Genomic DNA, 11644 nt, shown 5'->3' on the forward strand with positions numbered 1-11644 from the left:
CCTTCGGCCATGCTGCAATCAATTACACGCCCGTGGCCGCTCTGTCGTGCAGCCAATAGAGCCGATACAAACCCGAAGGCGAGCATCATGCCACCACCGCCATAGTCACCGATTAGGTTCAGCGGCGGCATTGGCGGTTTGCCGTCCTGACCCAGCGCCGCCAGGCACCCGTTAATCGATATGTAATTGAGATCATGTCCCGCGGCATTGGAAAGTGGCCCTTGCTGTCCCCAACCGGTCATCCGCCCATACACTAATGCGGGGTTGCATTGCATTAGAACCTCCGGCCCCAATCCTAAACGCTCCGCCACCCCGGGTCTAAAACCCTCAATAAGACCATCAGCTGTTTCGGCGAGCCGAGCTACGATTTCAATCGATTCAGGACGTTTCAAATCCAATGTGATCGAACGCCGTGACCGCAGCAGAACATCGCATTGCTGCTCCTCTACATTAGCCCCAGGTCGATCTATGCGTATTACCTCGGCTCCATGGTCTGCAAGCATCATGCCGCAAAACGGAGCAGGGCCGATTCCAGCCAATTCTATCACCCGCACCCCATCAAGAACCGGCTGCTTCAAATGGCAGTCAATACTCTGTGCACCACTCATTTTATGTCCGTTCCTGCAGCGCAGATATTAGGCGCCGTCCAAGCACCGGAGGCAAGCCCCGCCAAGAGCCTTAATACTAGCGAACCGACAGCTTTTGCCACGCCAACTCTCCCAGATTATCGGGTGCCGCCCACGACATTTTACCGTTTATTTGCTAGCGTCTAGCAAATGAAAAATCAAGCTTAAAAATATAGAGTTAAACTATTGAAATATATATTTTTTTAAGAAAAAATTTCGAAGAAATCTAATCTATTGTAAATGTCTTCAAGGTCAATCGGCGAAACGCTTCAAACTGCTTGGGCAGGTCGACATTGCTAGGGGCGACAAGCCACTGGTAGATAGTCCCAAAAATAAAACTGCAGAAACCGAATGCGTAGCATTCTGCGTCTACCGCAGTGTCGATTTCGCCGCTCGCGATACCTTCTTCGACCCAATGCGCGACGTCGCCCCGATAGATTTCATGATATGCTGCAAGATGATCGCGGACATCGTTGTGCGTGCTGATCGACTCAAACCACAGGATATACATAGCCTGCATGTATTTGGAGTGGCTCGACAAAAAATCTTCGACTGCGCACAATGCTGCTAGGCATGCCTGAACGCCGCCGCGTGTTCCAACCTTGTTAGCCAGCTCCTGGGTCCAACTGGTATTGAAGTGCAGAACAAGTTGACCGAACAGCGCATCCTTCGATCCGAAACGGCTAGACGCCAGCCCTCGCGAATAGCCGGCCCGTTCTCCGACGGCCTTCAGCGTCGTTGCATGTGTACCTTGTTCGACTATCAATTGCATGGCTGCATCGAACATCCGGGCATCAGATAGCGCCGTTCGTTCCGCTTGCGTGCGTCGACTGACGCGCGGCCTGACGCGTGTCTTAGGCAAAGCAGTTTGAAGGACCTCCGTTACCTCGCGAAGGGAAGCCTTGCCCTTCATCAGGGGTAGTGCGTTCATCGATTGTCCTCGATTTTCTCAAACTTAGACTTGCCGATTGCAAATGCCTCGCGCAGTGCCTGCTTGTCAATCTTGCCAACACTGGTCAGTGGCAGGCTATCAACCTGTGCCCAATATTCAGGGATCCAGAAGCGTGCAACTCGATCCTGTAAGGCGCGTCTTAGGGCCACAAAATCCGGCCTTTCGCCATCTAGTGTATTGACAATCGCTAATGGCCGCTCTTCCCAACGCGGGTCGGGGACTGCGATTACTGCGGCTAGGTTAATACCGGGAAGGCTCGAAATGTGATTTTCGAGCTCAGCCGAAGGTATCCACTCGCCGCCTGATTTTATCAAATCTTTTAACCGATCTGTTACCTGCACATATCCGCGTTCATCAATCGTCCCAGCATCGCCAGTGTCCAGCCATCCGTCGTCGGTTAACACGCTACTCGAAGCAACGCCGTGATAGCCCCGTGCAATCCACGCACCACGCAGTTGCAATCGCCCGATGGTTTTGCCATCTTCGCTGAGGCGTCGGCCATCGTCGTCGACCAACCGCACACGAACGCCTGCGACAGGACGTCCGCTTTTGGCTCGCAAGCGACGCGCCTCTTCGTCCGATGCGTCGGCAGCGGGGTGAGACAGAACGCAAAGTGGGCTAGTTTCGGTCATTCCCCAACCTTGGATAAGCGGCACGTTCCAGCTTCGCTCAACCTCCGCGATGAGACCTTCGGAAACTGCCGAGCCACCCACCACGATGACACGAAAGCTTCCCATATCGACCGGGTCCTTGGCATCTATGCGGAGCAGATCGTTTAAGATGGTTGGCACGGTGGCGGTAAATGTAGGCGCTGTTCCGCGGATCATTCGGCGGATCGCTTCAGGCTGCAGATTAGGGCCGGGCAGTACGAAATCTGCACCCGCGAGCCAGCCCGAATAAGGCAATCCCCAAGCATTGGCATGGAACATAGGCGGCAGCAGTAAAATTTTATCGCTGTTACCTAAGGCAAAGGCGTTTGTGGCCATCGATGCCAGGCTATGTAGGTAGATCGTGCGATGCGAATACACGACCCCCTTGGGATTGCCCGTCGTTCCGGACGTATAACAGGTAGCGGCAGCTGCGGTCTCTTCAATATCGGGAAATTCGACAATCGGTTCACGGTCGGCGATAAAGTCTTCGTAAAGCGTCCATGGCTTTTCAAGTCCGGCGAGCCCGGTTGCATTGCCGGTAACGAGGATGTGGTTAAGCGCGCCGAGCGAATTGATCTGGGGTAGGAGGCCTGCAAGCAAATCACCGTCGGCAATCAAAAAAGCGTCGCTGGCATCGGCCATGATGTAGCGGACCTGATCAGGATGTAGCCGCAGGTTGAGCGTATGGAGCACAGCGCCCATTGCGGGCACCGCAAGATACGCTTCGAAATGTGCAAAATCATTCCAGCTTAACGTTGCAACACGCGTATTCTTGTCCACGCCCGCCAACCGCAACGCTGTGGCAAGTCGGCGCGCCCGATTGGCTGTTTCGGCATAGCTTCGCCACGTCATCTCCTCGCCGTCGAATAGGCCGATGCGGCTCGAAGCATGAATGCGCTCGCCGTGGGCAAAAATTGCAGCGGTGCCGAGCGGCTCGTGCATCATGGTGGCGTCCATCAAGCGATACCCTTTATCTGTGCAATGCGTTGGGCTGCATCGAGTAATGCCGGCACATCATGCTCAAGGCCGCGTTCATAAGGCCCGTCTACTTGACCATTGCGAAACAAAACATAGGCGCCCTCAACAATCACGGCGAGACGCCATAGTGCAAAAGCTTGAAAGTACGAAAGATTTGCGATTGAGAGCCCTGTTGAGCTTGCCCAGCGCTGCGCTAATTCACCACCGCCGATCACTCCCTTAACATTGGAGACGCGCTGCACAAATGCGAAGCCGAGTGGAAGACTTTCATCGCGGTTCCACATTGCCGTGACGAGCCCGACGTCGACAAGTGGATCGGCCAATGTTGCCATTTCCCAATCGAGTATTGCCCTGACTTTTGGTTCAATCGGATCCATCAACACATTGTCGAGGTGATAATCGCAGTGGACAATCCGCATTGTCTCGGGCTCTGGAACGTTTTCGGCGAGCCAAGTTCCGAGCACTTCGACCAGCGGTAGATCGCGGACTTTGCTGGCTAAGCGCACCGCACGCCACCGTTCGATCTGGCGGGCGACAAAATTCCGCGCCTTCTTTACATCGCCCAGCCCTTCAGGAACTGGCGTAATTGCGTGTACTTTGGCGAGGGCATCTATCAGTGCGATGCCGACAGCATCGATAGTTGCGATGCTGTTCGAATAAGCCGGCGGCAAAGCGTCGGTAATCGCCATTCCCGGCACGAAGCGCGTGAGAGAAAATGGGGCACCCAATATTTCCGCATCGTCGCAATACAATAGGGGTTCGGCAACCGGCGCATTGCCCGCGATGACCGAGATGAAACGAAATTCGCGCGAGATGCCGGCGCCGGCAAGGTCAGATACCGTATTGGTAGGCGGGTGACGAAGCACCAATGGACCGCTCGCGGTTTCGACAAGGCTGGTCACATTGGCGTTGCCGCCCGTCAACTTACGAGCGATTCGCACTTCGGTGAATCCGGCATTCTCCTCCAGCCAGCGGCAAAACCGCTCGGCCGGATCGCTTACAGTCGGCACAGCAGCCCACCATCGTTGGAAATTGTTGAGCCAGTCATATAAGGCGATCCTGCCACCCACCAGACGACATTGGCCAGTTCGTCGGCAGTGCCTTCCCGACCAAGTGGAATACTCTCTACGAGTTTCGCTTTGGCACGAGGCGATATGCCCGCCGTCATTTCCGTTGAAACCATGCCAGGGATTACGAGATTAACCCGGACGCCCCGACGCGCAAGTTCAACGGCTAACACCTGCGTCAGCCCCACCAGTCCGGCTTTTGACGCACCATATGCAGCATCGCCGGCAAAGCCCCGAAGACCGACCACGGCACCAATATTAACGATCGATCCTTCATCACTTAAATATGGCAAGGCGGCCCGGACGCAGTTCAGAGGGCCGGACAGGTTGGTATCGATAACGTCCTGCCAATCACCCAGAGAAAGAGAGCCAATTAGCCCGCCACGATGCAGGCCCGCATTGTTGACTAGGACATCAATGCCGCCCCAACGCTCGGCTACCTGCTCACAAGCGCCCGCTAAGGCCGACGGGTCGGTTACATCGGCGATAACGCCTATAGCATTATCACCAATTATACGGGCTTCATTCAGAACGTTCTCCCCGCGAGCAAAAAGGGCAACCCTATCCCCATTGCGGGCGGCGAGCCTGGCGATCGCGAGGCCAAGGCCCCGCGATGCACCAGTTACTACCCATCTCCGTGCCTCAAGCTTTGACTGCGTCGTCATTGCAGTCCTTCTCAGAACGATTGACTAACAGCAATGCCCCATGTCCGACTTGGACGGGGTGCCGCATAGCTCCAGACACCCTGAACGTCATAGCCGATAGTCCAGCCCTTTTCATTGGCCAAATTCTTGCCGAACAAGCTAACTGTGGTTTTGTTAAATCGTGCGTTGATAGATGCGTCTACCAAGAACTGGCCACCGTTGCGCAGGTTTGGATTGTTGAGGAAGGTGATTTCATGACCGCCTATGTAACGGACATCACCTGTAATCCAACCTGAAGCATTGTTACCGATGTCAGCTTCATAAGTTCCTCCGGCACTCCATGTCCATTTTGGTGCGCGACGGATTTTTAGGAACGAGGCATCTACAGGTCTACCTGTGCTGTAGATGTCGCCTAAAAAGTCCTTATATTTCGCGTCAAGATAGCCAAGATTTCCATTAAGGGTGAAGCCATCAAAGAGCCGTGCTGTCAAATCAAGTTCAAAACCCTTGAAATCAGCTGAGGATGCGTTGATCGTGCGGTTCTCGCGTCCCGTTGATGTGCCAGGCGCCGGAACGTCCAGATCCTGCTGCATATCTGTATACTTCATTATGAAAGCCGAGCCGTTCAGTCGAACTCGGTTATCAGCAAATTCAGTTTTGAAACCGACTTCATAATTGTCGAGCGTTTCCGGATCATAGGGGACCGTTGCAGCACTAAGGGTCGCAGGACGCCCATTGAAGCCGCCTCCACGGTAGCCGCGTGACCACAAACCATAGACCATAGTATCATCGGAAAGTTCGTAGCGGAGCGAAACGCGCGGTGTGAACTTTTTCCAGCTTTCCTCGACAGGCTTCGCCATCACTATGTTTCCAGGAAGCGTAGCGATTGGGTTTGCTTCAATGAGAGTACCATAGATTTTGACTGGCAAGTCATTGACGATACTGGACTTCTTGTCCTTCGTGTACCTCGCCCCAACAGTGAGCGTAAGCTTTTCCGTTAGGTCATAGTCTCCTTCACCATAGATAGCCCATGACTTGTTAGTTTGCGTGACATCTGTTGCACTGGTAAGCAATGGCGGTCCTGCGAACCCGATGTAGTTCTTCAGATTAATCGTATACTGCGAATCCCACAGATATGCGCCCAGAACAAACGTCACTGGGCCTGAACCACCCTTTGTGAGGCGTAATTCGTTCGTAGTCTGGCGCCAACGCGCCGGCCGATCAGTGTGATACAGCGTAAATGGTGTGGTGTCGAAATCCTGTGTGATGGTTTCGTCTGTTTTCAGCCAGCCGAGAATATAATCTAGCTGCATATCGGATCCGACATCATAGGTCGCTTTGGCGACTGCCATATCGAGCTTAAATGTCGCATTTTTGTCGAGCCGTCCGTCAGAGACGCTCACATAGCGATCCCCAGATGTGGGTACGCCCGGCGTGGGCGAGCACTGAGCATATGCTGCGCAGAACAAGTCGGTCGGCTTATTAACCGCAAGCAATTGTGGCGGATCCTGCTTAGTTTTCTGATGATCGTAGCTGACTTGGATGTCTAGATTGTCAGTGGGCTCGAACAATAGCGCCCCTGAAACAGCGTAGAACTCAGAACGCTGCCCCGGTTGTTTAAAGAATTTGTTATACATATAGCCGTCGGACTTCTCATAAGCGCCGCTGACTTTGACCGCTACATTATCTGAAAGGCCAGTGCTGGTAACGCCTTCGACCTTAAATGTGTCAAACCGACCATAAGTGGCGCGCGCCTTTCCGGTAAGATCATAGGTTGGTCGCGAGCGAGCGAGGTTGATTACGCCGCCGGTGGCGTTGCGTCCGAACAGCGTTCCTTGCGGCCCGCGCAGAACTTCAACACGATCAATATCGATCGCCTTGAGCAAACTGCCCGAACTCTGCCCGATATAAATATCATCAAAAACAACACCGACTGCTGGATCGACTGACTTCTCGACATCCCCGACGCCGATGCCGCGAATGTATATAGCTGCAACGCCTCCTGGCCCCTGCTGGGTGTCGTCGATAACAATATTGGGTGAAGCGCCTGCAAAGTCGCGAACGTCGGAGTCAAAGCGCCTTTCCAGTTCACCAGCGGATAGCGCGCTGACCGATGCGGGAACATCCTGCATGTTTTCGTCGCGCTTACGGGCGGTTACAAGAATTTCTTCAAGCCCCTGCGATTCCGCCTGCGCTTCCGTGTTTGTTTCCTGCGCACTGACTAATGACGCGGGATATAAAATGATTGCAGCGGTTGTAAGTAGCCGTGCGATTTTTATACGATCTATCATGATCATTCCTCTCCAAAAAAGGGCGCATGATTTGTTCGCGACTTCCCCTACAGATGTCACACTTTACGCTCCTTCTCTCAGGATGCCTCACTTGCTTGTTATCGACAAGCAAATTTTGCAAAAAGTATGAATTATACGATAGTAAAGTTAATAGCTATTTGTATTTAAACAAATAATCTTCATTATCTCTACGCTTGACCATTCTTGCTTGTTCTCAACTAGTAACTATGCAACAAAGATTAGTACAGTTACATCCGTCATGGGTAAGACTGGCAGGAGAGTAAGGCTTCAAAGTAAAGCGACCCGGATCTCGAGTGGCGCAAGAGGAATAAGCTAAGAGCGGGCTATATATATGTCTGGCGCGGAATTATGAAGTGAATTTGCCGCAAACGCAGGGCAATGAGCATGGTTGTAAACAAAAATAAGGATACTAGTTACTGATGGCATGGGATTTTTCAAACGAGCCTGAATTTGAACTGCAACTGGAATGGATGCGCGGGTTTGTTGCCGAAGAGATAGAGCCACTTGATCTGGTGTTTCGCGATCCTGGAGCGCATGTTGACCCGCGGTCTCGAGCCGCGCGTATCATGGCGCCACTTAAGGAAGAGGTCAAAAAGCGCGGTCTTTGGGCGTGCCATCTCGGCCCCGAACTCGGCGGAAAAGGGCTTGGCCAACTGAAGCTTGGGCTGATGAACGAAATCCTCGGCCGTAGTCGCTTTGCACCTACTGTTTTTGGAACCCAAGCGCCTGACACTGGTAATGCTGAGATACTTGCGCGTTTTGGTACGCCCGATCAGAAGGCTAAGTATCTCCAGCCACTTCTCGATGGTGAGATTGTTTCCTGCTATTCGATGACCGAACCACAGGCTGGGGCTGATCCCGGCGAATTCACATGCAAGGCGCATCTAAATGCCGGCGAATGGGTAATAGAGGGAGAGAAATGGTACGCTAGCCATGCGTGCATTGCTGAGTTCCTTATTGTAATGGTCATCACTGACCCTGATGTTCCCGTGCATGAGGGGTCGACAATGTTAATTGTCCCGCATGATACGCCGGGGCTCGAGATAATACGCAATACCGCAGTTGGTCCAAAGGATGAGATCGGCAGTGGGGTCCACGGCTATCTTCGTTTCACGAATTGTCGCGTGCCTGAGGCAAACCACCTTGGTCCGATCGGCGCTGGCTTTAAGGTAGCTCAGTCGCGTCTCGGAGGCGGCCGTATCCATCACGCAATGCGGACTGTCGGCATGTTGAATAAAGCGATGGAGTATATGACAGAACGCGTTGTTAGCCGAACCACCAAGGGCGAACGTCTGGCCGACAAGCAGATGGTCCAAGAAAAAATCGCCGACAGCTACACGCAGATCCTGCAATTTAGGTTGCATGTCCTCTATGCAGCATGGCTTCTCGACCGCGATCAGGCCTACACCCGCCCAGTGAGGCGCGAAATCAGCGCAATCAAAGCCGCCATGCCCGGCGTGCTTAAGGACGTCGTGTATCGCGCACTGCATCTGCACGGCTCACTCGGCATGTCAAACGAAACGCCGTTGATGGATATGTGGCAATATGTGCCAGAAATGGGAATTGTCGATGGACCCACGGAGGTTCACAAAATCGGCGTAGCGAAGGACATATTAAGAGATGTTCAGCCATTTGCTGGGCCTTTCCCGAGCTATCATGTGCCAGCTCGTCTCGCCGCAGCGCGGGAGAAATTCGCCGTCTATCTTGACTGATGTGCGCTACTTCAAGGAATTGATATGAAAGAGACCTCTGATATCGAACAACGTTTAGACCGTGTTGAAAGCCGGTTCGCGATGCATGATTTGGTTAGCGACTATTGCCACGGCTTTGACAAGCGCGACTGGGAGCGCTTCCGTGCAATATGGTGGCCAGATGCCATATGGGACATTGGTCCTCCCTTTGGCAGCTTTGAGGGCACTGACGGCATTGCGCATGTAACCAAGGATATTCTGTGGGACGCTTGGCTTGCATCCAGCCACTTCACCACGAACCTCGTCGTTTCCTTTGAAGGTGATGACCGCGCGACCGGCCTATGTGACGTGGACTGTATTGGCACGACGTCCGATGGTCAGGCGCAAACCGTCAGTGCGACTTATTTTGATACGTTCGAAAGGCGTGACGGCGTCTGGAAGATCGCGCACCGAAAGGTGAAGATGCACCACTTCAATCCGCTTCCCGGCGTCACCCTGTCGCCGCCTGCATAGGAGCTTTTATGGCTTATTTTGAAACTGATACTGGTGGCCGAGTGTATTTTGAGCACCATCGTGCGCCCGGACTGCCGGTCGTGCTGATCCACGGTTGGGGTATGTCTGGAGATTATTGGGCTTCGGCGGTCGAGGGGCTCCTTGCTGCGGGACATGGCGCCATTGTGATTGATCACCGTGGCTGCGGTCGTTCTGACCGGGATTTTACCGACATGTCGATCGCTGCTATTGCCGGCGATGTTGCTGCGATCATCGATCGCTGCGATTTACCGCGTGTTGCGTTAAATGGGTGGTCCTTGGGCGGCGCCGTGGCAGTTGCCGCTGCCGCGTTGCTTGGCAATCGTGTCGCAGGACTTATTCTGACCTGCGGGGCATCGCCTCGTTATGTACAAGGCGACGGGTTTCCACACGGTGGCATGCCTGAAGACGTTCTCGCAATCGCTGGCGCAATTACCGCTGACCGCCCTGGCTTTTTCCGGGCGCTGGCTGAGGGCGCATCGGGTGAAGGCGCAAGCGAGGCAATGATCGGTTGGGTCGAGCGAGGGTTCTTGGCAACTGCGCCGCGCGCAAGCGAAACACTTGCCGGTCTTGCAACGCTTGATCAGCGCGAACTGCTGGCATCCTTTACTTTCCCTGTCCTGTCGATTGGCGGAGCCAGAGATGCAATCGCCGACCCTGCGATTGCAGGCTTTGCTGCAAACTGTGCTGCGAATGGCACGCTTCTGACAATGGACACAGGACATTCCCCACAACTCGAGAACCCCACTGCCTATAATGAGGCATTGCTCGCATTTTTAAGGAATTTAACCTGATGTCTACTGCACCGCTTGATGATTTAGCCGCCTTGCTTGCTCCGCTAAATACACCCTTCGCGTGTAAATCGCTAAAGGCTCCTAACCGTTTCTGCATGGCCCCCATGTCACGCTATTTTGCTCCCGGGGGCGTACTGGGAGAAGATGGTGCAGAATATTACCGCCGTCGTGCTGCTGGTGGTGTCGGTACGATTATAACCGAGGGCACTGGAGTGGCGATTGATCACGCTGTTGCCGCGGACAACATCCCGCTATTTGACGGCGAGGAACCGCTTGCCGGATGGAAGGGCGCAATTGATGCCGTCCACGCCGAAGGCGGAATGTTTGTTCCGCAATTATGGCACGTCGGCGGCTGTATGGATTTCAACTTCCCTGATTCACCACACGCTCCGTTGGTTAGTCCGTCAGGCTTCGCCGGGCCGGACATCGAGGGTGGTCGCGCCATGACCCAACAGGATATTGATGATACTGTCGCCGCCTTTGCAAAATCTGCGCGCTTGGCAAAAGAGATTGGATGCGACGCAATAGAATTGCACGGGGCCCATGGGTATATTTTCGATCAATTCTTCTGGGATCGAACCAACCAACGAAATGATCGCTATGGCGGGCCGGACATTGCGGACCGCGCCACATTTGCGGCCGAGGTTGTTGCCGCCTGCCGAGCAGCGGTAGGCGAGGATTTTGCTATCATCTTTCGTGTCTCACAATGGAAGACGTATGACTATGATGTAAAACTAGCAGCCGATCCGGACGATCTGCACCGCTGGCTCGACCCGTTGGCCCGCGCTGGGGTGGATATATTCCATGCTTCGCAGCGTCGTTTCTGGGAACCCGAGTTCGAGGGCGACCACAAAAATCTGGGTGGTTGGATCAAGGAGGTCACGGGTAAGCCAGTGATTACCGTAGGGTCGATCGGCATGGATCGAGATTTGATGCAGGATTTTGTCGAAGGCGTGTCGTCTCCTATGTTGGGTCGTCTGGAGGATCTTGTAAAGATGTTCGAGCGCAACGAGTTTGATCTCGTGGCACTGGGCCGGGTTCTTCTTGCGGACCCTAACTGGCTGGAAAAGGTAGAGCAGGGACGCATTAATGAGCTCACTCCCTATAATCGCGATACGGCGCTCAAGAACTACGAGCATTAACAATCCGGAGTTTGAAACTCCACGGAGATCACGACCCGAAGATTGCAGATGCTGGCCCGATCTCAGGGGGCAGCAGCGCTTGGTGCGCCCATCATCTGCAAGGACGTTTTGCTAAAAGGAAAAACAAAAGATGCGTCAAATCGATCATTTTATCAGCGGTGGCGCGGGCGCCAGTTCAGTGCGTTTTGGCGATGTCATGGACCCTAACAATGGTGGCGTTCAGGCGCGTGTGGGACTTGGCGATGCGGCAGTGCTTG

The 11644-nt window shown here is 53.8% G+C and carries 10 protein-coding genes; 4 read left to right on the top strand and 6 right to left on the bottom strand.

Features of this window, described 5'->3' with window-relative positions:
• The 6 genes from ACIQ2T_RS08585 to ACIQ2T_RS08610 all read right to left on the bottom strand — a co-directional run.
• Positions 1-608, bottom strand: a 608-nt coding sequence (locus ACIQ2T_RS08585; RefSeq protein ID WP_397590449.1) for a CaiB/BaiF CoA transferase family protein, incomplete at its 3' end; no start/stop codon positions are given.
• Positions 609-852: 244 nt separating this feature from the next.
• A complete protein-coding gene (locus ACIQ2T_RS08590) occupies positions 853-1557 on the bottom strand; it encodes a TetR/AcrR family transcriptional regulator (protein ID WP_397590450.1) in 705 nt (234 codons plus the stop codon).
• A complete protein-coding gene (locus ACIQ2T_RS08595; RefSeq protein ID WP_397590451.1) occupies positions 1554-3185 on the bottom strand; it encodes a long-chain-fatty-acid--CoA ligase in 1632 nt (543 codons plus the stop codon). The genes ACIQ2T_RS08590 and ACIQ2T_RS08595 overlap by 4 nt, the downstream gene beginning before the upstream one ends.
• Positions 3185-4216, bottom strand: a complete 1032-nt coding sequence (locus ACIQ2T_RS08600; protein ID WP_397590452.1) for a phosphotransferase family protein — start codon at positions 4214-4216, stop codon at positions 3185-3187. The genes ACIQ2T_RS08595 and ACIQ2T_RS08600 overlap by 1 nt, the downstream gene beginning before the upstream one ends.
• The gene (locus ACIQ2T_RS08605) at positions 4204-4938 is read right to left on the bottom strand and encodes an SDR family NAD(P)-dependent oxidoreductase (RefSeq protein WP_397590453.1); all 735 of its coding nucleotides are present in this window, start codon (positions 4936-4938) and stop codon (positions 4204-4206) included. The genes ACIQ2T_RS08600 and ACIQ2T_RS08605 overlap by 13 nt, the downstream gene beginning before the upstream one ends.
• A gap of 11 nt (positions 4939-4949) precedes the next feature.
• Entirely contained in the window at positions 4950-7208 is a 2259-nt protein-coding gene (locus ACIQ2T_RS08610) for a TonB-dependent receptor (RefSeq protein WP_397590454.1), read from the bottom strand.
• A gap of 440 nt (positions 7209-7648) precedes the next feature.
• Between ACIQ2T_RS08610 and ACIQ2T_RS08615 the strand changes: the two genes are divergently transcribed.
• Genes ACIQ2T_RS08615 through ACIQ2T_RS08630 form a run of 4 tightly spaced genes read left to right on the top strand, consistent with a single transcriptional unit; the run spans position 7649 to position 11387 of the window.
• Positions 7649-8941 (top strand): acyl-CoA dehydrogenase family protein, encoded by a 1293-nt coding sequence (locus ACIQ2T_RS08615; RefSeq protein WP_397590455.1) that lies wholly within the window; start codon positions 7649-7651, stop codon positions 8939-8941.
• A 24-nt stretch (positions 8942-8965) separates the two neighbouring features.
• Positions 8966-9433 carry a nuclear transport factor 2 family protein gene (locus ACIQ2T_RS08620; RefSeq protein ID WP_397590456.1) on the top strand — a complete coding sequence of 156 codons (468 nt, stop codon included), beginning with the start codon at positions 8966-8968 and terminating at the stop codon, positions 9431-9433.
• A gap of 8 nt (positions 9434-9441) precedes the next feature.
• Positions 9442-10245 carry an alpha/beta fold hydrolase gene (locus tag ACIQ2T_RS08625; protein ID WP_397590457.1) on the top strand — a complete coding sequence of 268 codons (804 nt, stop codon included), beginning with the start codon at positions 9442-9444 and terminating at the stop codon, positions 10243-10245.
• Positions 10245-11387 (top strand): NADH:flavin oxidoreductase, encoded by a 1143-nt coding sequence (locus tag ACIQ2T_RS08630; RefSeq protein ID WP_397590458.1) that lies wholly within the window; start codon positions 10245-10247, stop codon positions 11385-11387. The genes ACIQ2T_RS08625 and ACIQ2T_RS08630 overlap by 1 nt, the downstream gene beginning before the upstream one ends.
• The last annotated feature ends 257 nt before the right edge of the window (positions 11388-11644 follow it).

The organism is Sphingorhabdus sp. (assembly GCF_044357595.1).
Classification (GTDB): Bacteria; Pseudomonadota; Alphaproteobacteria; order Sphingomonadales; family Sphingomonadaceae; genus Sphingorhabdus_B.